This window comes from Myxococcus sp. CA033, assembly GCF_013336625.1.
Classification (GTDB): domain Bacteria; phylum Myxococcota; class Myxococcia; order Myxococcales; family Myxococcaceae; genus Myxococcus; species Myxococcus llanfairpwllgwyngyllgogerychwyrndrobwllllantysiliogogogochensis.
The window spans coordinates 523,599-546,336 of record NZ_JABUMU010000004.1; the positions used below are offsets into that span (position 1 = coordinate 523,599).

Annotated in this window: 20 protein-coding genes; 14 read left to right on the forward strand and 6 right to left on the reverse strand. The window is 69.6% G+C overall.

What is annotated here, in order from left to right; translation table 11 throughout:
• Positions 1-133 precede the first annotated feature (133 nt).
• Genes purM through HUA78_RS14975 form a run of 4 tightly spaced genes read left to right on the forward strand, consistent with a single transcriptional unit; the run spans position 134 to position 2,733 of the window.
• Positions 134-1,171 (forward strand): phosphoribosylformylglycinamidine cyclo-ligase, encoded by a 1,038-nt coding sequence (purM, locus tag HUA78_RS14960; RefSeq protein WP_141648192.1) that lies wholly within the window; start codon positions 134-136, stop codon positions 1,169-1,171.
• The gene (gene purN / locus HUA78_RS14965) at positions 1,168-1,833 is read left to right on the forward strand and encodes a phosphoribosylglycinamide formyltransferase (protein ID WP_174476534.1); all 666 of its coding nucleotides are present in this window, start codon (positions 1,168-1,170) and stop codon (positions 1,831-1,833) included. The genes purM and purN overlap by 4 nt, the downstream gene beginning before the upstream one ends.
• Positions 1,830-2,348 carry a DUF523 domain-containing protein gene (locus HUA78_RS14970; RefSeq protein ID WP_174476535.1) on the forward strand — a complete coding sequence of 173 codons (519 nt, stop codon included), beginning with the start codon at positions 1,830-1,832 and terminating at the stop codon, positions 2,346-2,348. Before purN ends, HUA78_RS14970 begins: the two co-directional genes overlap by 4 nt.
• A gap of 22 nt (positions 2,349-2,370) precedes the next feature.
• Entirely contained in the window at positions 2,371-2,733 is a 363-nt protein-coding gene (locus HUA78_RS14975; protein WP_174476536.1) for a hypothetical protein, read from the forward strand.
• On the opposite strand, the gene HUA78_RS14980 is transcribed toward HUA78_RS14975, so the two are convergent.
• Positions 2,663-3,742 carry an enoyl-CoA hydratase/isomerase family protein gene (locus tag HUA78_RS14980; protein WP_174476537.1) on the reverse strand — a complete coding sequence of 360 codons (1,080 nt, stop codon included), beginning with the start codon at positions 3,740-3,742 and terminating at the stop codon, positions 2,663-2,665. The genes HUA78_RS14975 and HUA78_RS14980 overlap by 71 nt on opposite strands.
• Positions 3,743-3,828: 86 nt before the next feature.
• On the opposite strand from HUA78_RS14980, the gene HUA78_RS14985 reads away from it, so the two are divergent.
• From HUA78_RS14985 to HUA78_RS15010, 6 genes are all read left to right on the forward strand, one after another.
• Positions 3,829-4,515 carry an HAD family phosphatase gene (locus tag HUA78_RS14985; protein WP_141648197.1) on the forward strand — a complete coding sequence of 229 codons (687 nt, stop codon included), beginning with the start codon at positions 3,829-3,831 and terminating at the stop codon, positions 4,513-4,515.
• 92 nt (positions 4,516-4,607) lie between these two features.
• Positions 4,608-6,131: an NAD(P)-binding protein gene (locus HUA78_RS14990; RefSeq protein WP_174476538.1), complete on the forward strand. Its 1,524-nt coding sequence runs from the start codon at positions 4,608-4,610 to the stop codon at positions 6,129-6,131.
• Between the two features lie 103 nt (positions 6,132-6,234).
• Positions 6,235-6,426: a 50S ribosomal protein L28 gene (rpmB, locus tag HUA78_RS14995; protein ID WP_015348676.1), complete on the forward strand. Its 192-nt coding sequence runs from the start codon at positions 6,235-6,237 to the stop codon at positions 6,424-6,426.
• 4 nt (positions 6,427-6,430) lie between these two features.
• The gene (locus tag HUA78_RS15000; RefSeq protein WP_174476539.1) at positions 6,431-7,390 is read left to right on the forward strand and encodes an N-acetylmuramic acid 6-phosphate etherase; all 960 of its coding nucleotides are present in this window, start codon (positions 6,431-6,433) and stop codon (positions 7,388-7,390) included.
• A gap of 37 nt (positions 7,391-7,427) precedes the next feature.
• Positions 7,428-8,582 carry an anhydro-N-acetylmuramic acid kinase gene (locus HUA78_RS15005; protein ID WP_174476540.1) on the forward strand — a complete coding sequence of 385 codons (1,155 nt, stop codon included), beginning with the start codon at positions 7,428-7,430 and terminating at the stop codon, positions 8,580-8,582.
• Positions 8,579-9,766 carry a GTP-binding protein gene (locus tag HUA78_RS15010; protein ID WP_174476541.1) on the forward strand — a complete coding sequence of 396 codons (1,188 nt, stop codon included), beginning with the start codon at positions 8,579-8,581 and terminating at the stop codon, positions 9,764-9,766. The genes HUA78_RS15005 and HUA78_RS15010 overlap by 4 nt, the downstream gene beginning before the upstream one ends.
• A 151-nt stretch (positions 9,767-9,917) precedes the next feature.
• On the opposite strand, the gene HUA78_RS15015 is transcribed toward HUA78_RS15010, so the two are convergent.
• A complete protein-coding gene (locus tag HUA78_RS15015) occupies positions 9,918-11,003 on the reverse strand; it encodes a DUF4388 domain-containing protein (RefSeq protein WP_141649099.1) in 1,086 nt (361 codons plus the stop codon).
• Between the two features lie 31 nt (positions 11,004-11,034).
• On the opposite strand from HUA78_RS15015, the gene HUA78_RS15020 reads away from it, so the two are divergent.
• The 3 genes from HUA78_RS15020 (at position 11,035) to HUA78_RS15030 (ending at position 14,900) form a co-directional block, all read left to right on the forward strand.
• Positions 11,035-11,970: a metalloenzyme gene (locus HUA78_RS15020; RefSeq protein ID WP_174476542.1), complete on the forward strand. Its 936-nt coding sequence runs from the start codon at positions 11,035-11,037 to the stop codon at positions 11,968-11,970.
• A 20-nt stretch (positions 11,971-11,990) separates the two neighbouring features.
• Positions 11,991-12,899, forward strand: coding sequence for a hypothetical protein (locus HUA78_RS15025; RefSeq protein ID WP_174454987.1), 909 nt, complete (start codon positions 11,991-11,993; stop codon positions 12,897-12,899).
• A 144-nt stretch (positions 12,900-13,043) separates the two neighbouring features.
• A complete protein-coding gene (locus tag HUA78_RS15030; protein ID WP_174476543.1) occupies positions 13,044-14,900 on the forward strand; it encodes an ATP-binding protein in 1,857 nt (618 codons plus the stop codon).
• A gap of 22 nt (positions 14,901-14,922) precedes the next feature.
• Here HUA78_RS15030 and HUA78_RS15035 read toward each other — a convergent pair whose 3' ends face one another.
• The 4 genes from HUA78_RS15035 to HUA78_RS15050 all read right to left on the reverse strand — a co-directional run bounded on the left by HUA78_RS15035 (position 14,923) and on the right by HUA78_RS15050 (position 21,446).
• Positions 14,923-15,864, reverse strand: coding sequence for an OmpA family protein (locus tag HUA78_RS15035; protein WP_174476544.1), 942 nt, complete (start codon positions 15,862-15,864; stop codon positions 14,923-14,925).
• 337 nt (positions 15,865-16,201) lie between these two features.
• Positions 16,202-17,932, reverse strand: coding sequence for a TldD/PmbA family protein (locus HUA78_RS15040; protein ID WP_246137863.1), 1,731 nt, complete (start codon positions 17,930-17,932; stop codon positions 16,202-16,204).
• A gap of 117 nt (positions 17,933-18,049) precedes the next feature.
• Positions 18,050-19,369, reverse strand: coding sequence for a nucleotide sugar dehydrogenase (locus tag HUA78_RS15045; protein WP_174455257.1), 1,320 nt, complete (start codon positions 19,367-19,369; stop codon positions 18,050-18,052).
• A gap of 67 nt (positions 19,370-19,436) precedes the next feature.
• Positions 19,437-21,446, reverse strand: coding sequence for an alginate lyase family protein (locus HUA78_RS15050; protein ID WP_371745580.1), 2,010 nt, complete (start codon positions 21,444-21,446; stop codon positions 19,437-19,439).
• A 318-nt stretch (positions 21,447-21,764) separates the two neighbouring features.
• On the opposite strand from HUA78_RS15050, the gene HUA78_RS47265 reads away from it, so the two are divergent.
• Positions 21,765-22,733: a histidine kinase dimerization/phospho-acceptor domain-containing protein gene (locus HUA78_RS47265; RefSeq protein ID WP_174454983.1), complete on the forward strand. Its 969-nt coding sequence runs from the start codon at positions 21,765-21,767 to the stop codon at positions 22,731-22,733.
• Positions 22,734-22,738: the final 5 nt, after the last annotated feature.

Below are 22,738 nucleotides of genomic sequence, written 5' to 3' on the forward strand. Positions count from 1 at the left end.
TCCCCCCCTGGTCAAATTCCATGTTGTGCGGATCAGTGGGACAGCGAGTGTGTGCAGGCGTCCGCGCCTCAAACCCGACACCCCCTTTTCGCTGGCCGAGACAACGGGCGCGCCGGCCGATAGAAGGCCGCCCGTGGGAACGACCTACAAGCAGTCCGGAGTGGATATCGAGGCCGGCGACGCCTTCGTCGACCGAATCAAGCCCTTCGCCGCGCGGACGATGCGTCCGGAGGTGTTGGCGGGCGTCGGCGGTTTCGGCGGGCTGTTCGCCCTGCCGCCGGGCAAGTACCGGGAGCCGGTGCTGGTGGCGGGCACTGACGGGGTGGGCACCAAGCTGAAGGTGGCCTTCTCCGCGGGCCGGCACGGCACGGTGGGCATCGACCTGGTGGCCATGTCGGTGAACGACATCCTCACCTGTGGCGCGGAGCCGCTGTTCTTCCTGGACTACTTCGCCACCGGGCGCCTGGAGGTGGACGCGGCGGCCGAGGTCGTCAAGGGCATCGCCCTGGGCTGCGAGCAGGCTGGCTGCGCGCTGTTGGGCGGCGAGACGGCGGAGATGCCGGGCTTCTACGCGCGGGGCGAGTACGACCTGGCGGGCTTCTGCGTGGGCGTGGTGGAGCGGTCGGCCATCATCGACGGCAAGAGCGTGAAGCCGGGTGACGCGCTCATCGGGCTGACGTCCTCGGGGCTGCACAGCAACGGGTACTCGCTGGCGCGCAAGGTGCTGCTGGAGGACTCGAAGCTCGCGCTGGACGCGACGCCCGAGGGCCTGGGGCGTCCGCTGGGCGACGCGCTGCTGGAGCCCACGCGCATCTACGTGAAGGACGCGTTGGCGCTGCTGGCCGAGGTGAAGGTGAAGGGCATGGCGCACATCACCGGCAGCGGGATTCCGGGCAACCTGCCCCGGTGCCTGCCGGATGGGACGCGCGCGGTGCTGAGCGAGAAGTCCTGGGTGAAGCCGCCCATCTTCGACCTCATCGCGAAGCTGGGCAGCGTGGCCCGGGACGAGATGTTCAACACGTTCAACATGGGCCTGGGCCTCATCGTCGTGGTGGCACAGGAGGACGTCGCGAAGGCGCTGGAGGTGCTGCGCGGACGGGGCGTGGAGGCCAGCGAGGTGGGCCGCGTGGAAGCGGGCCAGGGCGAGGCCACGGCGGTCATCGAGCCATGAGCGGACGGCGGGTCCGGCTGGGCGTGCTCGTCAGCGGCAGCGGGAGCAATCTCCAGGCGCTGCTCGACGCGTGCGCCCGGGAGGACTTCCCGGCCGAGGTGGCCTGCGTCGTTTCGAACATGCCTGGCGCCTACGCGCTCAAGCGGGCCCGCGCGGCGGGAGTTCCGGCCGTGGTGGTGGACCACAAGGCCCACGCGTCGAAGGTGGAGTTCGAGGCGGCGCTGTTGGAGGCGCTGCGCGCGGCGGGCGTGGAGTGGGTGTGCCTTGCGGGGTTCATGCGCCTGCTCAGCGCGGACTTCCTGGGGCGCTTCACGGGCAAGGTGCTGAACGTCCACCCTTCCCTGTTGCCGTCATTCCCAGGGCTGCATGCGCAGCGGCAGGCCTTGGAGCGTGGCGTGAAGGTGGCCGGGTGCACGGTGCACTTCGTGGACGCGGGCACGGACACCGGGCCCATCATCGGACAGGCGGCCGTGCCGGTGCTGCCGGATGACGATGAGAAGAGCCTGAGCGCTCGCATCCTCGTCGAGGAGCATCGGCTCTATCCGTTGGCCGTGCGGCTCGCGGTGACGGGACAGGTCGCGCTGGATGGGATGTGCACTCGCGTGACGGCGGTGGCGACGGCGGGAGAGCTGTCGCTGCGCAGCCCCGGAGCCGTGAAGTGACGGGCTCGCGAGGGCCAGGAAGCACCTGCGAGGACCCGTCAAAGGACGACAGGCGCACGGCGCTTCGCGAGGCATCCACGGTGCTCGTGAGCGCGTGCCTGCTCGGGGAAGCCTGCCGGTACGACGGTCGCTCGCAGCGCTCTGAGAGAGTGCTCGCGGCGCTGGAGGGCAAGGCCGTCGTTCCCGTCTGCCCCGAAGTGGGCTCGGGCCTTCCCATCCCTCGTCCTCCCGTGGACCTCTGCGGTGGCTCGGGTGTCGACGTCTGGGCGGGACAGGCGCGGGCGCTGGAACGAGAAGCTCGCGTCGACCGGACCGAGGACTTCAAGCGAGGCGCCCGGCTGGCCCTGGACGCCGCGCGCAACTTCGGTGCTTCGGTAGCGCTGTTGAAGGAGAAGAGCCCCTCCTGCGGAAGCCAGCGCGTCTACGAGTCCGGGACACTGCGGCCCGGTGAGGGCATCACCACGGCGCTGCTCCGCTCCGAGGGCGTCACCGTTGTCAGTGACGAGGACCTGTAGCCTGTCGCGCCAGAGCCCCTCCATGTCCGTGCTCTCGCCATGCCCCGAGGAGATTCGCCGCAGGGGCGGAGAGGTGCTCGGCGACGAGGACTTCGAGCTCGTCCGCTGCGCCTCGTGCGAGACGCAGTACCTGCACGACTCGGAAACCGAGGCGCTCTACCTCGACCCGGCGGACCTCACCGTCGTCTGGCGCAACGTCGGCGGCCTGCCTCCTCCATGCCGAGGCTGCGGCCGCCTGGACTGGGACTTCCAGGTCCTCCCCAATCCCGGCGACGAAGCCGCCCGCCAGGGCCCGTGGAGCTGGGCGCTCTCATCTAGTTCGACGACACGACGAACTCGTCACCCGCCCGTGGCGCGAAGCACGCCTCCACGTCCGCCTCGGTGACATCGCCCAGAGTGCCCGGGTGCCAGCGCGGCTTGTTGTCCTTGTCCACGAGCACCGCGCGAATGCCCTCGCGGAAGTCCGCGCGCGCCGTCATCGACTGGCTCAGCCGGTACTCCACCGCCACCATCTCGTCGTAGTCCCGCGTGCGCCCCATCCGCAGCTGGCGCAGTGACACCTTGAGACTCGTCGGACACATGCGCACCAGCGTCGCCCACGTCTCCTGGGCCCACGCCGTGCCCTCCGCCTCGAGCGCCTGCTGGATGTCCTCCACCCGCTCCGCCGCGAAGCACCGGTCCATCGCCGCGTGCTGCGTGGCGAGCACCGACGTCCCCGCGTCCGCGTGGAAGCCCGCGAGGATCCGCTCCACCACCGAGCTCGCCGGCCCCGTCCCCCACTCCGCCTTCACCAGCGCCTCCAACACCGAGGCGAGCCGCGCGGACTCCACGTGGTGCGTCCCGTAGCCGAGCCACATCGCGTCCGCCGCGCTACACCGGGCCCCGGTGAGCCCCAGATACGTCCCCGACTCACCCGGGAAGCGCGGCAGGAACCAGCCGCCCCCCACGTCCGGGAACAACCCCAGCGCGGTCTCCGGCATCGCCAACACCAGCTTCTCCGTCACGACCCGGTACGCCCCGTGGATGGAGAGCCCCACCCCGCCGCCCATGCAGACGCCGTCCACCAGCGACACGTACGGCTTGCCGAAATGGTGAATGCGGTGGTTCAGCGCGTACTCGGCGCGGAAGAACTCACGCGACACCCGCTCCTGCTCGCCCCGAGGAGACTCGGCCACGGACGCCGCCACCGCGCGCACGTCGCCTCCCGCACAGAAGGCCCGGCCACCCGCGCCCTGGATGACCACGGCCTTCACCGCCGGGTCCGCCGCCCACGCATCCAACTGGGGATGCAGCTGTCGGCACATCTCCAGATTCAGCGCGTTCAGCGCCTTCGGACGGTTCAGCGTCACCACGCCCACCGCCCCACGCGTCTCCATCAGCACGCCATCACTCATGTGGAGCCCCGAATATCAGTCATGTCGGCCTGACGCGCGCGATTCGTGGACCGCCCCGTCCCCCGCCGCGCTATGGGTGGGAAACCATGACACCTTCCGACACGCCCCTGCGCGCCGCCGTGTTCGACATGGACGGTACCCTCGTCGACAACATGGTGTTCCACAACCAGGCCTGGGTGGCGCTCGCGCGCAAGCTCGGCCTGTCCCTCACCGCCGACGACTTCCAGACCCGCTTCGCCGGCAAGAAGAACGAAGAAATCCTCCCGGAACTGCTCGGCCGCGCGCTCGCCCCCGACGAACTGGAGCGGCTCGCGGACGAGAAGGAGAACCACTACCGCACCCTCTACCGGCCCCACCTGCGGCTGCACCGGGGCGCCGAAGCCTTCATCTCCCGCCTGCGCGCGGCCGGCATCCCCATGGCCATCGCCACCGCGGCCCCCCACGGCAACCGGGAGCTGGTGATTGACGGGCTGGGCCTGCGCCCCGTCTTCCACCGCATCGTCGGCGCCGAGGAGGTCTCCCGGGGCAAGCCCTTCCCGGACATCTTCCTCGCGGCCGCCCAGGGCCTGGGCGTCGACCCCTCCCAGTGCCTGGCCTTCGAGGACGCCATCCTTGGCGTCATGTCCGCGCACGACGCTGGAATGCCCGTGGTGGGAATCACCACCACGACGTCCTCGACGCAGCTGCGACAGGCCGGCGCCCTCTGGACGCTCCCGGACTTCACCACCCTTCCGCCCGAGCTGGAGGCGCGCCTCTTCGGCGTGGGGAGCTGAGCCCGGGGCCGGGTCACTCCGCCCCCACCGGCCTTCACGGCGCGCCAAAAGGGAGCCAGCGGCGCGGGACGTTGTGTAGTGTTGCCCGCCTCATGACGTCCGCAGCCAAACTCAAGCTTCCCTCGGGTCCATCCCGGCACGTGTATGACGTCATCGTGCTGGGCAGTCAGCTGGGTGGTGCGCTCTCGGCCGCGTTGCTCGCCAAGCGCGGCCACCGCGTCCTGCTGGTGGAGCACGACGGCATGGGCCCGGGTTACGAGCACGGCGGCTACGTGCTCCCCTACGCGCCCTTCGTCGCGCCGCCCCTCAAGGCCATGCCCGCCGTGGAGGAGGCCCTCACCGAGCTGGGCCTCACCACCACCGTGCAGCGCGCGCTGCGCCCCCACTCCCCCGAGCTGCAGCTCGTCCTGCCAAGAAACCGCATGGACCTGCACTCCGACGCCACGCGCCGCAAGGCCGAGGTGACGCGCGAGCTGGGCGAGGAAGGCGAGGCGCTGCTGGGCGCGCTGGTCGGCACCACCGCGCAGCACGAGGCGAGCGACGCCTTCTTCAAGGCCCGCCCCGCCCTGCCCCCGGATGGATTCTTCGAGGGATGGGGCCTCAAGAAGCTCATCAAGGCCCACCCCGGGCTGGAGACTCCGCTCCGGCTGGCCTCGGACGCCCCCGCGGCCTCCCTGGTGCGCGGGCTGCGCCCCTTCATCAACCACCTGGAGAAGCCGGAGTCGCCGCTCGCGCTCACCCGGACCTTGTCCCAGGTGCTGGCGGCGCCCTCCTTCTTCGCCGGCGGTCACGACGGCCTGCGCGAGATGCTCACCCGGCGGCTGGCGGAGCTGGGCGGCGACGTGCTCGGACGCGACAGCCCCACCGGCTTCATCGTCGAGGAGCTATCCTTTGACGGCAGCAAGTTCGCCGGCGTGAAGCTGGTCCGCTCGGACACCATCTACCGCGCGGCCTGCCTGGTAGCCGCCACCGACTCCGGCGCGCTGCGGCGGCTGGTGACGGACAAGAAGCACCACCGTGGCCTGATGGAGCACCTGGATCAGTCCACGACCAAATCCATCCTCTTCACCGTCAACTGGGTGGTGCCGGAGACAGCGCTCCCTCGTGGCCTGGGCGAGCTGACGCTCGTGGACACCCAGGACGCGGAGCTGGGCGCCATGCTGCTCCAGCTCCACCCCGCGCGCGCCTCGGCCACGGGTGGCAAGGAGAGCAAGGACGCGGAGGCCCTGCGTGTCGTGTGCGCCGGCGTCTTCATCCCCGCGTCCGCTCGGGAGCTGGGCGAGGAGCACCTTCAGGCCCTGGCCACCCGCATCGACGCGCAGCTGGACGCCGTGATGCCCTTCACCGCGCAGCACCGGCTCTTGCGCTCCGTGCCCTACCTCGACGCCAGCGGCTCGCGCGGCACGCGGCTGATGCCGCACCCGCTCTACAGCTTCGAGTCGGAAGCAGTGCTGGGCGTCACCGGTTTGAGTCAGCGAACCCCGGTGAAGAACCTGCTGCTCGCGGGCCGCGAGGTGCTTCCCGGCCTCGGCCTGGAGGGCGAGCTGCTCGCCGGAGTGCGCGCCGCACGCCTGGTTCAGGACATGTTGAACAAGAAGGATCCGCTCAAGGGCTGATCCAAACGGCTGAAAGGCTGGATTTCCAAGCGGCTTTCTGGCAGGTTCCGCCGCTCTTTATCGGCAGGCGTCCAACGCCCCAGTTTTCAAGGAGTTAGAGGTCATGGCGTGGAAGTGTGACATCTGTGGCAAGCGTCCGCTCGTCGGCAACAACGTCAGCCACGCGAACAACAAGACCAAGAAGCGAACCCTCCCGAACCTGCAGAAGGTCCGGGCCAGCGTCGAGGGCCGCACGGAGCGCGTTCTCGCCTGCACCCGCTGCATCAAAGCGGGCAAGGTGACGAAGGCGGCTTGAAGTAATGCGCTCGGGGGTGGGGTCCTCACGCGCTTCATCCAAGAAACTCCCTCCCACCGAGCGGCTTCATCCCCGCGCGGACGACCTTGATCTACGCTCCATCGGGTCGGTCGTCCGCCGGTTACATGACGAGGACGTCGTTGCCGTCCGTGCGGTTCGCCCCGCGTTGCCCGCTGTCACCCAGGCAGCGACGGCCGTGGCGAATGCGTTGCGGGCGGGCGGCAGATTTCTCTACGTAGGTGCTGGCACCAGTGGACGTCTGGGCGTGCTCGACGCCAGCGAGTGTCCTCCTACGTTCGGCAGCCCTCCTTCCCAGGTCCAGGCTCGCATCGCCGGTGGACGCCGGGCGTTGACTCGCGCCGTGGAAGGCGCCGAGGACGACGCCGACGCGGGCGCCTCCGACGTGCGCGCCTTCGACGCGGGCCCTCTCGACGTCGTGTGCGGCATCTCCGCCAGCTCCTCCACGCCGTACGTCCGGGGCGCGCTGCGTGAAGCGAAGCGGCGTGGGGCGCACACGGTGCTGGTGTGCTGCAACCCTCCCAGAGCTCGCGCGGACGTGGACACCCTGGTGCTGGCGCGCACGGGGCCGGAGCTGGTGGCGGGCTCGACGCGGCTGAAGGCCGGCACGGCGACGAAGCTGATCCTCAACGCCATCACCACCGCGGCCTTCGTGGCGCTGGGCAAGGTGTACCGGGGCCGCATGGTGGACGTGCGCCCCGCCAACGCGAAGCTGCGAGCCCGCGCCGCGCGAATGGTGGCCGAGCTGACGCACCTGCCCGCTCCAGAAGCCTCGCGTCTGCTGGAGGCCTCCGGCGGCGAGGTGAAGGTGGCCGTGGCCATGCACTTCACGGGGCTGGACGCCCGGGGGGCCCGGAAGCGTCTCCAGGAGAACGGCTTGCGTGCGCTTGGCGGCCCGGGACGTAAGGGCGCGCACGCACGGAGCCCCCGCTCGCCCGGCCGCTGACGGCGCGGCGTGGGGGGCGAGTCTTAGACTTGGAGGCATGCGCCTCCAACCTCCCCTCCCTGACTCCCAGCGCCCGCGCCTGTGCGTCGGGTTGCTGTCCGGCACCAGCGCGGATGCGGTGGAGGCCGCGCTGTGCGAGGTGACGGGCACGGGCGGCGGAGCCCGGCTGCGCCTGCTGTCCCACGTCTCCGCGCCCTTTCCTCCAGAGCTGGTGGTCCGGATGCTGGGGCCCCAGGACGCCCGCTCCCTGAGTCAGCTCGACTTCGAGTTGGCCGAGCACTTCGCCCGCGCCGCGCTCCAGGCGATTGAGCGGGCCGGGGTGGCGCTCTCGGACGTGAGCGCCATCGGCTCTCACGGGCAGACGATGGCGCACCTGCCGCCGGGGACCTCGGCCTTCCCCTCCACCCTGCAGATTGGCGAACCCTCCGTCATCGCCGAGCGCACGGGCCTGCCCGTCGTCAGCGACTTCCGCACAAGGGACGTGGCCGCCGGAGGCCATGGCGCGCCGCTGGTGCCCTACTTCGACTGGGTGGCCTTCCGAAGCCCCGAGGCCCCTCGCGCCCTGCAGAACATCGGCGGTATCGCCAACGTGTCCGTCATCAGCGCGCGACTGGATGACACCCTCGCCTTCGACACCGGGCCTGGCAACATGGTGATGGACGGGCTGGCGCGGCGCGTTACCCAGGGAAAACTGGCGTGCGATCTGGACGGGAGCCTGTCGCGACAGGGCCAGGTGATTCCGGAGCTGCTGGCGGAGCTGCTCACGGACGCGTTCCTCGCGCAGCCTCCTCCCAAGAGCACCGGGCGCGAGCGCTACGGTGACGTGATGGTGGAGCGCCTGTGGGCGCGCTACGCGGACCGCCCCCATGATTTGATGGCCACCGCGCTGGAGTTCACCGTGGAGAGCACCGCACGGGCGTACGAGACGTGGGTCCTGCCTCGCACTCCAGGTCTGGAGGCGATGTACGCCTCGGGAGGGGGTACCCGGAATCCCCGGTTGATGGAGCGGCTCGAGGAGCGGCTGGCCCCCCTTCCCGTCCGCCGGCTTGATACCCTGGGATTTCCGGAAGGAGCGAAGGAAGCGGCCCTGTTCGCGTTGCTGGCCGCCGAATTCCTCGTGGGAACCCCCGCGAATGTCCCGTCCGCAACTGGCGCGAAGCGTCGAGTCGTTCTAGGAAAGCTGACACCGTGAGCAGCGTGAACCTGATGGCCCGCGAGGTGGCCGCCAAAATCGTCTTTTACGGACCTGGCTTGTCCGGCAAGACGACCTCGCTGCGGAAAATCTACGAAACCGTCCGGCCCGCGCACCGGGGCGAGATGATGTCCATCGCCACCGAAGGCGACCGGACGCTCTTCTTCGACTTCCTCCCCGTGAAGGTGGAGCGCGTCGGGGACTGCTCGGTGCGGCTGGCGCTGTACACCGTGCCCGGCCAGGTCTTCTACAACGCGACGCGGAAGCTGGTGCTCCAGGGCGCCGACGGCGTCGTCTTCGTGGCGGACTCGCAGCCGGACGCGATGGACGCCAACCGCGAGTCGCTGGCGAACCTGGAAGAGAACCTCTTCGAGCACGGCATCCGGCTGGACCGCTTCCCGCTGGTGATGCAGTGGAACAAGCGCGACCTGGAGAATGTGCTGCCCGTGGAGCAGCTCCGTCAGGAGCTCAACCCGCGCAACGTGCCGGACTTCGAGACCGCCGCCACCAACGGGCGCGGGGTGCTCGACACGCTCAAGGCCATCACCCGGCTGGTCATCAAGGACCTGCGCGCCAAGCGCATCGTCCCGCCGCCGCGCCCGGTGGCCCCCGTCGGTGGCGTGCAGCCCGCGGGACTGGAAGCGCAGCTCGCCCAGCACCTCCAGCACCGGCAGCCGCCCCCTTCGTCGCATCTGGCCCCGCCCTCGGGCCATGGCCCCGCCGTGGCGATGATGCCGACGCCGGTGCCCCATCGTCCTTCGGGCTCGTTCCCCGCGATTGCTCCCCCGCCCCGGGTGGAGCCCATGGTGGCGCCGCCTCCGCCTCCCATCGCGGCCCCCATCTCGCAGGCCACCTCCGCCAAATTGCTCGGCGCGGTGAGCGCGCTGGCGCCGGGAGACCTGTTCGACCACGCGCGCGCGGCCGAGGCCGCGTTCATGGCGGGCAACTACTCCACCTGCGTCACGGCCTGCACGGACGCCATCCGGCGCTCGCTGGCGTTCGCGGGTGAGGGCACGCTGGCGCAACAGGCGTTCCTGCTCCGCGTGGATGGGGCGGATCTGCTGCGCATCCAGGGACTTGCCACCCAGCAACACCTGCGCGTCGATGACGCGGCGTTCGCGCTCTATGTGCTGATGCAGACCTTCGTCCGCCTCAACGCGGTGGGCCTCCCCGCCTCGGAGTAGCAGCGCGGACGGCAGCGCGCCCCGGCACTTCGCACGGGGCGCGGAGCCGACTCGGGCGCCTCCGCCAGCACGGAGCCAACTCCTGCACCTCGGTCCGTGTGGAGCCGACTCCGCCGCCTCGAGCAGCGCGGAGCCGACTCGGGCGCACCGGTCAGCGCGGCGCGGTGAGCTGCAGCAAGCCCATGCGGTGCAACTTCGCGAGCGTCTTGAGCGTCTCCAGCTCCCTCGCGGGACTCGCCAGGACGATGGTGGACACATCCCACGTCCCACTCACCAGGCCCGCGATCTGCCGCTCCTCGGGTTTGAGCAGCGACATGCCCTGCGGGTCGTGAATCACGAGGGGAACCAGCAGCGGCGGCATGTCCGAGTACAGCGCCGCGACGTGCTCACGCTGCACCAGCCGGGCGAACTCGCGCACGCGCCGGTCCGCGGGGTCGCTCGCCAGCAAGGACGCGCAGACGATGCCCGCCGCGTCGAACTGGCCCTCGCGCATCAGCACCGCGCCCTTCTCCAGCATCTCCGCCACCGGGTCCGCCTCCACCTGCGGCGCCCCATCCACCTCCACCAGCTTCGCCCGGAGCAACTCGTACACCCGCCGCGTCACCGACGAGCGGGACACGCCCATCGACAGCCGCAGACGTCCCAGGTTCTGCGGCGTCGCGCACAACCCCAGGATGATTCGATGCATCAGCGGCTGGCTCGGGCTGGGCGGCGTCAACGCGCGGACGCTGAGCGCGTCGATGGGCAGCGCCTTGTCCACGTCCGGCTGCTCATCCACCCAGCGCAGCGATTCGAACAACAGCTCGCGGATGCTCATGTCGGACGGCACCCAGTCCTCGCCCGAGCGGTCCGCGTCCTCCGTCCAGTGGAACGTCCCCCGCTCGGCAATCGTCAGGTCCGTCATCGCCGCGAACAGCTCCTCGCGGCCCAAATCCCGAATCCACCGCGACTGGAGCCCGTGCACGTCGAACGCGGCGTCCACGTCCGGCGTGCGCGACAGCTCGTCGAAGGCGGCGAGCACCTTGGCGCCGGAGGCGAGTTTCGCCAACGCGAGGAGCCGGGCCACCCTCCCACGCAGGCCTTCGGAGGCCGTGGCCCCGACCTGACCGGAGAGAAGGAAGAGCTTCCGCTCGCCGGCCTCCCAGGAGAGCTGGAGCGTCCCCGTCTTGCGGGAGCTGTCCAACCATTGAAGGAACTCGGGAAGCGGATAGCTGAAGAGGTCGCCGTGGAGGGCCATGCGTTCTGTTTCGAGGATACAGTCGCGAGCCGTGCGCGTCGCGCTCCTGTTCATCGATGGTGTGGGCATTGGCCGGAAGGACCCGGCCATCAACCCGCTCGCCCACCGTGAACACCTGCTTTCCTTCTTCCAGGACGCCCCAGGCCCCACCCTGCCGGACGGAGGGCGCTGTAGCCCCGTGGACACGACGTTCGGCGTGTCCGGAAGGCCCCAGTCCGCCTCGAACCAGACGGCCATCCTCACGGGAGACCCGGCCCCCGCCCTCATCGGCCAGCACGTGCTGGGCTACCCCAACGCCCCCTTGCGCGGAATGCTCGCGGACCGCTCCATCGTCAAGCGCCTGCTCGCGGCCGGCCGCACCGCCACCTTCGCCAACGCCTACCCCGCGCCCTACCTGGACGCGCTCGGCGTCCCCCGGCGCCCCACCACCCTGCCTCCGGAGTTCACTCCGACCCCCGAGGCCCGGCGCCGCATGAAGCCCTCCGCCTCGAAGCTGGCCTTCGCCGCGGGCCCCGTGCCCCTGCGCACGCTGGAGGACGCCCGGGCCGGAGACGGCCTCACCCCGGACATCACCGGCGCCAACGCTCGCGCCTACGGCCTGCCCGCCCCCGAGCGCACGCCCGAGGAGGCCGCCGACATCTTCTGGCGCGTGGCCGCGGGCGCGGACTTCACCTTCTTCGAGCACTACCTCGCGGACGAGGCCGGCCACGCGCAGGACTTCGTCGCGGCCCATGCCGCGCTGGACACCTTCGACGCCTTCCTGCGCGCCGTGGTGGCACACCGTCCCGCCGATGCCCGGGTGATGGTGTGCAGCGACCACGGCAACGTCGAGGACCTGTCCACGCGAGGACACACCCTGCACCGCGTCCCCGTGCTCTACTTCGGCCCCCCCGCGCCGGACGTCGACGGCTTCACCACCGTCGCGGACGTGGGGCGCGCGGTGCTGCGCTGGCTCGGGGTGGAGTGAGGCTCGTGACGAGGGGATGGATGCGAAGACAGGGGAGCCTCGGCCACGCCCTGGTCCTGCTGGTGCTGGGCTTTCTCGCCGGCTGCTCCGCGCCGCGACGAACCACCATGGACGTTCCGACGGACGCCATGCGAAGGCCCGGCACGCCCACCGCCAGCGGAGCGCGCATCACCCTGGAGTTCCAGCCGCGAGACTCCGACGCCGCCACCCAGGTCCGCCTCGCCGTCGAACGCGCCCTGCCGCGCATGGCCCGCTGGGGCACATTCGACGACTCCGTCGCCATCATCATCCACCCCAACCACGCCGCCCTGGAGCGCGCCGCCAACCGCCCGGACCATGACTTCCTGCGCGCGTGGGCCCGCTATGAGCAGATCGAACTCCAGAGCCCCCGCACCTGGACGCTCCTGGGCGCAAGCCAGGCCCAGGTGGACGAGCTGCTGTTGCACGAGCTCACCCACAGCCTGATGTATCAGGTGGCCTCGGACCGCCTGGGCTGGACGCGCAAGCGCATCCCCCTGTGGTTCCGCGAGGGCATGGCCTCGTACACCGCCGAGCAGGGCTACCGCGTCACCTCCCTCGAGGACCTCGCCCGCTACTGGAGCACCCATCCCCGCGCGGACCCGCTGGCCCAGGCCGACACCCTCTACCGACGCGAGAGCGACATCGTCTACGGGGCCGCCCACCACGCCTTCACCTTCCTGGCCCGCCGCTACGGCGAGCCCGTGGTGCGGGGCATCCTCCACGCCATGAGCCAGGGGCCCGACTTCGCCGAGGCCTTCACCCAGGCCGTGGGCCTCTCCCCCGACACCTTCCTCCAGGACTTCCGCCGCTACATCCAATGGCGCGGATTCAAGGGCGGCAGGCAACTTCGCCTCGCGCCCCCTCCTACTCCGGAGCCGCTGGGCATCCCTCCCCCCACCTCCCCCTGAGTCGCCGCCACCACCTGTTGCCCGGTTGCATTTTTTAAAACTGCACACTGGATGCAGAGAACAAACTGGTGGCACAATTTCGGCCGAGCTGAAATCCGCGCCACAGGTTGGGGAAGCCTGTGCGGGGACGGGAGGGGGTAATCAATGGCCGAGCAGCAGCGGAGCAGCCCAGCGCTGTCCGCCGAGGCAACGGACTCTCGGACACTGCTGGAGCGACTCCAGCAGTCCGCCGACGTCCTGGATCAACTCAGCGTGACGCGAGCCCCGGGGCTTCCCGAGGGCGCGCAGGTGACATTGCGCCAGGAAGCCGAGGCCCTGCGGGAGATGCGCGGGGAGTTGGGGCTCCTGCTCAAGAGCTGGTCGCTGCTCACCGACACGTCCCAGAAGCTGCTCAACCTGCCACCCGACGAATTGGAGGCTGGCGTCCGCGCCGCGCTGGAAGTGCTTGGCCGGCAGATCGACGCGCAGCGCGGTTACGTCAACCTGCTCTCCGACGACGGCGAGCACCTGTCGGACTCCTACGAGTGGTGCACTCACGGCATGCAGCCCCACGGACTGGCGACCCACCGGGGACGCTCCGTGGTGGACTTCCGCTGGTCGCTGGACGAGCTGCGCGCGGGCCGCATGGTGACGGTGACGGACGCGGCGAAGCTTCCCCTCGAGGCCACCGAGGAGCGTCGCCTCTGCGCCCTGCTGTCCATCCGCTCCTACATCAACGCGCCGCTGCTGCTCGCGGGCCGGTTGATCGGCTGGATGGGGTTCGACGCCATGGACCAGCCGCGGGAGTGGAAGCCGGAAGAGCGGCACCTGATGCGCCTGACGGGCCACGTGCTGGTCAACGCGGTGGAGCGCAAGCGCCGGGATGCGCAGCTCCTCCAGGAGAAGGAGCGGGAGCAGCGCGCGCAGTCCCTCGGCATCCTCGCGGCGGGGCTGGCGCACGAAATCAACAACCCGCTCGCGTACACGGCGGGCAATCTCGAATACCTGCGCGAGCGACTGCCCGGCCCCAACGAGCCCACCGACGAGGAATGTCGCCAGGTCCTCGACGAAGCCCTGGAGGGCACGCTGCGAATCCAGCGCATCGTCGCGGACCTCAAGGCCCTCTCTGCCACGAGCGCCGAGGCCATGGAGCCGGTGGACCTCAAGGCCGTCACGGAGAGCACGCTCCGGATGGCGGCCAACCAACTGCGCCACCGGGCGCAAGTCGTGCGCGACTACGACACGGAAGTGCCCCGGGTGCGTGGCACCGCGACGAAGCTGGGCCAGGTGCTGCTCAACCTGGTGCTCAACGCCGCCCACGCCATCCCCGACGGGCACGCCTCCCAGCACCGCATCACCGTCGCCTTGCGCGCCGAGGCCGATGAGGTGCGGCTCTCCATCAGCGACACCGGCTGCGGCATCGCCGCGGACGTCATGCCCCGCATCTTCGACCCGCTCTTCACCACGCGTCGCTCGGGCGAAGGCATGGGCATGGGCCTGGCCATCTGTCGCGACATCATCTCCGCGCTGGGGGGACGCATTGGCGTGAGCAGTGAGCCGGGCCAGGGGACCACCGTGGAGGTGTTCCTGCCCCGTGCGGAGCATGACGCCTTCGTCGCGCCGGTCCCCCGGGTCGGCCCTCCGTCCCTGGGGCGACGCGTGCTGGTGGTGGATGACGAGCCTCGCGTGCTCGACTTGATGCGCAGGCTGCTGCGAGGCCACGAGCTGGTCACCGTCGCCAATGGCCGCGAGGCACTGGCGCACCTGGGCCAGGACAGGGCCTTCGATGTCATCCTCTGCGACTTGATGATGCCGGAGCTGACGGGCATGGACGTGTACCACTCCGTCCGCGACACCTGGCCGGGGCTGCATGACCGCATCGTCTTCATCAGCGGCGGCGCGTTCACCCCGGAGACGAAGCGCTTCCTCCAGGAAGTGCGCAACCCGGTGCTCGCCAAGCCCTTCGAGGCGCAGCACCTGCGCGACATGGTGATGACGGTGGGCTCCGCGCGGCTGGAGTGAGCGCCAGGCGGAGGCTCGCGACTCAGAGAGGCGACGGCTCCGCGACCAACTCCACGCGGCGGCTGCGCGCGAAGCACCCTGGAGTCCCGTCATCACACGGAGGCTGGTCCGCGCCGTGCGTCTCCAGCAGCAGGCGGCTTCCCTCCACGCCGAGCGCCTCGAGCCTCGCTGCCACGGACTGAGCGCGCCCCAAGCCCAGCGACGCGTTGACGGACTCGGTCCCCAGCACATCCGCGTGGCCCCGCAGCCGGACGCGCAGGCTCGGACGCTCACGAAGACAGTCCGCCGCGCGCAGCAGCGAGGCTTCCCCGTCCGGGGAGAGTCGGGTGTCGAAGAAGGCGAAGAAGATGGGCTCCAGTTCGCAGGTGCCAGGAGGCTCGGCACCAGAGGACACGGAGGCCGTGGCCACGGATTGAATGGGAGACAGCCGTCGAGCCTCCGCGAGCACCTCATCGACGACCCGCGCCGCCACGTCCTCCGGGAGCGGCCTGTTCGCAGCGGCGCCGTACTCGATTCCCACCACCGCTGACTGGGGCTGCCCCATGAGCAGGAAGGCGGGACGTTGCTGCCACTGCACGGTGACGCCGTCGCGCTCATACGCCGTGGAGGTGATGCGCACCGTGTCGCCGGGCCGCGCGTCGAGCGTCACGCGCCCGCGCATCACGAAGCGATAGCCCTCCACGTACGAGAAGACGTCCGAGCGTCCCTCATACACCGTCGTCACGTCGAGCCAGTGCAGCCCGAGCGGCAGCTCATGCCGGGGACCGCCCGACGCGCTCCGCGCGCCATCTTCTGGGGCCGATGGCAGGGGGCGTCCATCCAACGTGGACTCCACCGAGATGAGCTCCCAGTTACCACCCGGGCTCAGCCTGTCCTCATGCACCAACTCCAACCACGCTTCGCCCGTGGGCAGGGGTTCCGCGCCTCCGACACCGCCCACGAGGAGCACGAACAGGACACCCAACGCGGACAGCAGACTCCTCGCGACACGACCTTCGTCATGAGACGTCGCACGACTCCACGCAACGCCAGTCCTTGCTCGCGGCGCCATGCGGCTCAACAGACTCCTCGCGACGCAACTTACGTCCCGGGACTTCGCATGACTCCACACGACGCCAGTCCTCGCTCGCGGCACAGCGAGGCTCCAACCAGGCCAGTTGCCCTCCGCGCCTGAATCAGCGGCTCGAGCCGACAACAGACGCCACACGACGCGGGCTCCCCTCAGGAGCACCGCGCCGCTCTCCGGCCATCCGCCCGGCGGTGCCGGACGTTCTTTGTGCCAGGCCCCCCGCATTGGCGAATCAGGGCTTCTCGCGAGCCGGCGACGCCTGCAGTGTCGTCGGGCTGGGGAGGATGGGCGGACGGTCCTTGCCTTCGACCGCGCGCTGGAGCTCGATCTCCTGAAGCAGCGCCGCGGGCGCCACCGTGGACACGGGCACATTGCCGCTCTCCGCGCCGCAGAAGCCGTTGAAGATGCCCCGCTTCTCGCCGGTGGCCATGATGCGGTTCACCGCTGACAGCGGCGTGCCCACAATCTCCACGCCACGCACCAGCGACTCCTTTCCCGTCTTCACATCCACCCGGTACACCATGCGCGGAACCCCCTTGAAGGCCTGGTAGCCGTAGCTGGACGTGTTGGTGTTGCCCCCGGTGATGTCGCGGATGATGAGGCCATAGGGCTTGTTCTGCCGCTTCGCCTCGTCGATGAGCATCTGCTTCAGCTTCGCATCGCTCACCTGCCGCGTGCTCTCCACCATCAGATTCGCCATGCGCGCCACCGGCTTCAGCGTGCCCTGGCTGCGCCCGTGTCCGTTGGAGTTGAGGAACCCATCCACCGGACGTCGACCCAGCAGGTAGTTTCGCAGCACGCCCTTCTCCACCAGCGTCACCCGCTGCCCCTTCACTCCCTCTTCGTCATAGAGGTAGTACCCGTTGAGCGGCTCCCCGGCCAGTGCACGTTGGGACGGGTCATCGTGGATGGACAGGAACGCGGGCAGCACCAGCTTCCCGATCTGCCCCTTGAAGGTCTTCCCCTCGTTGTCCCCATCCTGCCTGTCGCCCTCCAGCCGGTGCCCCACCGTCTCGTGGAAGAGCACGCCCGAGGCCTCCGGCGCGAGAATGGCGGGCCCCGAGTACGGGTCGATGGCGGGAGCCTGCCGCAGAGCGAGCAGCTCCTCGATGACCTTCGCCGCCGCCGCGCGCACACGCTCATCGTCCGGGAGCCCCGCCTCCGTGGGCGCGTAGAAGTCCCGCGAGTCATCCAGGAGCTGCCCGTCCGGCGCCCGCGTCACCGCCGTGACATGGAGCCCATACAACGTCTCCTCCGTCACCAGCCGCGTGCCCTCCGTGGACACGAACAGCCGAGTCACCTTGTCCGAGGTGACTCGGACCTCCGAATCGAAGATCTCCGGATGCGCGTTGAACTGCGCGGACACCTCACGCGACAGCTTCACCCAGCGCTCGCGGTTGAACGGGTTCGCCACCGGCGGCTGGACGAAGCTGCTCGCCTTCTCCTTCGTGAAGGAGGCCGGACGCTTCGGGTCCTCCACCGAGTAGACGTCCTCGCCCTTCTTCTTCAGGAACTGGAAGAGCGCCGACTTGTACTTCTCGTCGGTGATGAGCCACAGCGCGGTGCGCAGCGCCAGCGGCGAGTCATCCAGCGGGCCTTCCTTGCGCGAGGTGTAGCTGGTGCCCTTGGTGGAGAAGGAGAACTCCAGCCCCTCCTCGACCGAGCTGTCGAAGGCATAGTCGCCCACCCGCGTGTCGACGTAGAGCCGACGCTCGCGGTAGCCGTCGTCCAGGAAGACGGCGCCATAACGCGCGGCCACGACCTCCTGCGCGTAGTCCTTGAGCTGGTAGCTCATGAAGTACGGCGGCTCGTGGCTCTGGAGCTTGAGCTGCTGTTGGTTGCGCGACAGCTCGCTCGACATCGCATCGAGCAGCGTCAGTCGCGAGTCCTGCGCGGGCGTCGCCGCCAGCAACACGGCCGAGGCCGCCAGCAAGGGGAGAACGGGTCGGGTGAGGGAATTCACGGCCCCCACTGTACCCAAACCACCCCGCAAGACGAGCAGGTCCGCCGACCCCAGGTGCCCCTCCCGACACCTGGAGTCGTGGACCCCTGCCCGGAGGGTCGGCTTCCGGGCCCCTGCTTACGCCTTGGTCACCTTCTCGCGGCCCAGGGACACGCCCTTGGTCGCGTTGCGGGTGTCAATCACACACGACGAATTCGCCACCACCGCCGCGTAGTCGATGTTGGAGTGGTCCGTGAGGATGATGACGACGTCGTAGTCGCCCAGCTTCTCCGGCACCAACGGGACGGACTTCATCTCCATGTTGAAGCCGTGGCCCTTGTGCAGCTCGGGCACGTACGGGTCATGGTAGCTGATGTCCGCGCCCTTCTCCGCCAGGAGCGTCATGATGCGCAGGGAAGGACTCTCGCGCATGTCGTCGATGTCCTTCTTGTACGCGGCGCCCAGGCAGAGCACGCGCGCGCCGTTGAGCGTCTTGCGGCTCTTGTTGAGCGCTTCCATGGTGCGCTGCACCACGTAGTACGGCATCTGCCAGTTCACCTCGCCGGCCAGCTCGATGAACTTGGTGTGGAACTCGTACTCGCGCGCCTTCCACGTCAGGTAGAACGGGTCGATGGGGATGCAGTGCCCACCGAGACCCGGGCCCGGGTAGAACGGCTGGAAGCCGAAGGGCTTGGTGCTGGCGGCCTGGATGACCTCCCACACGTCCACGTTCATCCGGTCGCAGAGCATCTTCATCTCGTTGACCATGGCGATGTTCACGCAGCGGTAGATGTTCTCCAGCAGCTTGGCGAGCTCCGCCACGCGGGTGGAGGACACCGGCACCACTTCCTTCAGCGCGCTGCCGTACAGCGCGGCCGCCACCTCGGAGCACTCCGGGGTGTAGCCACCGACAATCTTCGGAATCGTCTTCGTGTTGAAGTTCTTGTTGCCCGGGTCCTCGCGCTCGGGGCTGAAGGCCAGGTGGAAGTCCACGCCCGCCTTGAGGCCGTTCTTCTCGAGCAGGGGCTTGAGCACCTCCTCGGTGGTGCCCGGGTACGTCGTGGACTCCAGGATGAAGAGCTGTCCCCGGCGCACGTGCGGCGCGAGCGACTCACCCGTCTGGATGATGTAGCTCATGTCCGGCTCACGCGAAGCCGTCAACGGCGTGGGCACGCAGATGATGACGCAGTCCAGGTCCTTCGCCTTCGCGAAGTCGTTCGTCGCCTTCAGCTTGCCGGACTTCGTGAGCTCCGCCAGCGGCCCGCTGGGGATGTGCTTGATGTAGCTCTCGCCCTTCTCAATCTTGTCGAGTTTGCGCTTGTCGACGTCGAGCCCCAACACCGGGAAGCCCGCCTCCGCGAACGCCATACCCAAAGGAAGACCGACGTACCCCAACCCCACCACACCGACCTTCGCCTCCCGCCGACGAATACGCTCCAACAGCGGGCTGCCGACCATCACCCTCATCGTCCTCACCTCTCCTGATGCGACGTGCCGTCAAGACGGTCACGCCCCGACCCGAAACTCACCTGAAGACAACCAACCACCTCAAACCCGTCGGAGGCTTCACCTGCCTCCGGAACTCCACCGTCATCGCCGGCACCACCCGCCCGTAGCCGGGTGAATACCCAGACGCCACCAGTCCAGACTCCAGTCCGCGCTCCAGCAGAATCCATGCGAGCGGCGCGCCCGCGGGGCCCAGCTCCACCGCGAGGGGCTCGAACTCCAGCGGTTCCTCCGCCGCGCGCTGCGCCCGGGCGAGCACCTGCGCATCCGGCGTCACGCGCCGCGCCTGCTCGTCGGGGAGATGAAAGCGTCCAATGACTTCGTGCTGCCCGGTGCCGATGAAGCTGTCGCACCCCGCCAACGCGCGCTCGTGCCGGTTCAACCGGAACGTGCGCTCGATGCCCACCGGCGCGGGGAGCATGCGGTACCCATCATGACGGACACGCAATCTGTCCACGCTCGAGCCAGGAAGGAAGGCCACCACGCGCGCCTTCGCACCCTCGGGCAGCGCGAACAACCGCGCGGGGTCCAACGGGGCCTGCTCCGCCCCATCCACCTGCACGGTGTTGTGCGCGGCCGTGCCACGAAACGCGTTCCGCATCGCCGGCTCTCTCGTGTACGAGCCCGTGCCAGGGTCGACGATGAGAGGACGGCCGCCCAGGTGCAACTCGAAGGACAGCTTGTCGTTGTGGCTGTGCCCGCCCACTCCGCGCTGCCCCTGCTTGCCCGCGCTCACCGTGACGACGGCTCCCGCGCCCCGCAGCACGTGGAAGCCTCCCTCGGGAAAGCTCACGGACAGAGAAGGCGCCGCGGGCGACAGCCGACGGTGACGCTCCATGCCCGCCTGGCCCAGGAGCCACGCCGCCTCGTCCGGCGGCTCGCCGCCTCCCAGGCCCGCGTCTCCGAAGAGGGCCGCGCCCAGGCCCACCAGATAGCCCTGCTCCAGGTCGCCCCGCTCCCGCAGGGGGAAGACGCGACCGGAGTCGTTGTCACCCAACTGCGGCGCCAGCCCCGTCTCCGAGCACCACGCGCGCACGACATGGAACATCCTGCGCAGGCGCGTCTCATAGGCCGTGCCGAGCGCCACGCCCGAGCCCCGCGCCACCAGCAGCGCCAGGGTGAACAGCTCCACCGACAGCCGGTGGTAGGGAATGGAGCCCTCGAAGGACGTGCCCTCGACATGCACCTGCGCGGACATCTGCTCGCACAGGCCCGACACCGCCACCGACACCTGGCGCGACGTGTCCGGCAGTTGGGGGAAGAGCAGCCCCACCACGAGCAGGCCGACGTAGTTGGAGACGAGGTGGTTGTTGGGCACCGCGCCCCGGTCCTCGAGATGCGCCTCCACCCAGGACAGATGGTCCGCGAGCGAGCCCAGCACCGGCACCAGGAACTCCGGACGGCGCACCACGGCGGCATCGGAGAACATGACCAGCGCCTGCGCGAGATTGGCCGCGCGCAGCGCCACCTCCATGGCGCACGTCCAGTGGACGCCCTGCCCCACGGGATTGGCCTGCAGGAAGTCGAGCACCTGCATGGCGAAGGCGGAGGAGAGCCTGTCGCGCTCGTCCGGTGACTTCTCCACCCAGTAGCCCTGGGCCAGCGCGATGGCGCTGTCGAGCCGCCCCATCACCCAGGGGTACTTCGGGTCATTCCCCTTCGAGTGGAGCGGCATCCGATCCACGGGGGCCAGCGGATATCGGTGGCCACTGAGCGCGTCCAGCGACCAGTCCACCGGGCGGCCCTCACCAAAGGCGACGCGCGTTCCAAAGACGTCCCATTCCTGACGGAGCGCGGCCTGGGCGCGGGCCCTGGCACGCTCACGCGCTCCGGGAATGGCCGCGAGCGCCTCCAGCACGGAGTCACGCTGGGACAGCTCACACCAGACACGGGAGGCTCGATTGCCGAGGGCTCTTTCCGCCAGCTCCTCCGCACGGGCCGCGCCGAAGGCTTGAAGCAGCAACACCTCATCGGTGCGCTCGCGCCTTCGATATCGCGCCTGCCGTGCCACGCCTTGCACTCGCCGCATCGCACTGAGGGCCAGGGCCCCCGGAGCGAGTCTTGCGATTGCCGCGTAGTAGTCGAGAGTCCCCATTCGTCCCTTCCGCCGCCCGTCGCAGTGGCCGTTAGCAAGGGTCCGGCCAAGGGGTGCATGCGAGGAGTTGGGCGGGTTTGGGCGATCACCCTGCCCCGCGGGACAGTAAAAAGTCGGGAGCCCGTCGGCGGACGTGGGTAAAGGATTGCCGGTAGGCGTCCCTTTCTTTGCCCTCCGTGGGCAGTGTTGCGCCCTGACCGAGGCGTGCCCATACCTCTGCGCGTGCAAGCCGGTGCTTGGAGTGGGCGGAGCGTGGACCTCACGCTCGACGCAGGGGTGGAGCAGGCGCTCGCGGCGGTGGCCGAGCGCGCGCTGCGCTGTGGCTCCCATGCGGGGATGGAGTTGCTGCTGCGCGAGACGCTCCGGCTGACGGAGGCCTCCGGCGCGGCCCTCTATGATGGGCGCACCTGCGTGGCCAGGGCGGGCACGGGCGTCGCCGGTCCATCGTCGGGAGGCGGACGGCTCCTGAAGGTGTGGCCCGAGCGAACAGGACGCTCGGACGAGCGGGTGCTCGAACGACTGTCCGCCTTCGCGAGCGCCCTGCTCGCCGCGCATGCCCGCGAGTCCGCCGCCGAAGCCCGCCACGCGCGCCTGTTGGCCTCACGACGCGAACAGGAACGCAACGCGGCCAGTTGGGAGCAGCGCCGCTCGCTCGCGGCACATGACCTGCGAACCCCGTTGATGGTCATCAAGGGCTACCTGGACATGATGATGAAGGGCACCGCCGGTCCCTTGAGCGCGACGATGCAGCGCTATCTGGACCGGATGATGCGCTCGGCCCAGGACCAGCGGGCCCTCATCGACTTCCGGCTGGGACGAGGCAGCGCCACGGACCTGTGTCCACTGCTCCACTCGGCGTTCGGCCCCGATACGAAGCGGGCGTCCCGGTGGAGTGTCGCGCTGGCGGTGCCGGACCGGGCGGTGATGGTGAAGGCAAGCCCGGCGCAGTTGGAGGCCTGGGTGCGAGCCCTGGTGCGCGGGCTCGCGTCGACGCATGCCACGTCCGTGACACTTCAACTGGAGTTGCTCGAACCCATGCGCTGCTGGCGACTGGCCGCATCGACAGAAGGAGGACGCGAGCCAGGTGAGCGCCCGTTCATGTTGCTGGGAGAACTCACGCGGCGACTCGGCGGCAGCGTGCGCTCCCCTGCCCCGGGCGTACACCCTTGGGTCCTCCAGCTCCCGGCGGAGCTGGGACCTCCGGGAGCCTCTAGTTCCTGAGCGAC

Bases quoted from the DNA above. Each gene is read 5' to 3' on its own strand.
- HUA78_RS15005 (WP_174476540.1), top strand. From the start codon at position 7,428: ATGCGCCTCCAACCTCCCCTCCCTGACTCCCAGCGCCCGCGCCTGTGC.
- HUA78_RS15015 (WP_141649099.1), bottom strand. From the start codon at position 11,003: ATGGCCCTCCACGGCGACCTCTTCAGCTATCCGCTTCCCGAGTTCCTT.
- HUA78_RS15050 (WP_371745580.1), bottom strand. From the start codon at position 21,446: ATGCGGCGAGTGCAAGGCGTGGCACGGCAGGCGCGATATCGAAGGCGC.
- HUA78_RS14975 (WP_174476536.1), top strand. From the start codon at position 2,371: ATGTCCGTGCTCTCGCCATGCCCCGAGGAGATTCGCCGCAGGGGCGGA.
- HUA78_RS14985 (WP_141648197.1), top strand. From the start codon at position 3,829: ATGACACCTTCCGACACGCCCCTGCGCGCCGCCGTGTTCGACATGGAC.
- HUA78_RS15025 (WP_174454987.1), top strand. From the start codon at position 11,991: ATGCGAAGACAGGGGAGCCTCGGCCACGCCCTGGTCCTGCTGGTGCTG.
- HUA78_RS14990 (WP_174476538.1), top strand. From the start codon at position 4,608: ATGACGTCCGCAGCCAAACTCAAGCTTCCCTCGGGTCCATCCCGGCAC.
- HUA78_RS15030 (WP_174476543.1), top strand. From the start codon at position 13,044: ATGGCCGAGCAGCAGCGGAGCAGCCCAGCGCTGTCCGCCGAGGCAACG.
- HUA78_RS15045 (WP_174455257.1), bottom strand. From the start codon at position 19,369: ATGGTCGGCAGCCCGCTGTTGGAGCGTATTCGTCGGCGGGAGGCGAAG.
- rpmB (WP_015348676.1), top strand. From the start codon at position 6,235: ATGGCGTGGAAGTGTGACATCTGTGGCAAGCGTCCGCTCGTCGGCAAC.
- HUA78_RS15000 (WP_174476539.1), top strand. From the start codon at position 6,431: ATGCGCTCGGGGGTGGGGTCCTCACGCGCTTCATCCAAGAAACTCCCT.
- purN (WP_174476534.1), top strand. From the start codon at position 1,168: ATGAGCGGACGGCGGGTCCGGCTGGGCGTGCTCGTCAGCGGCAGCGGG.
- HUA78_RS14980 (WP_174476537.1), bottom strand. From the start codon at position 3,742: ATGAGTGATGGCGTGCTGATGGAGACGCGTGGGGCGGTGGGCGTGGTG.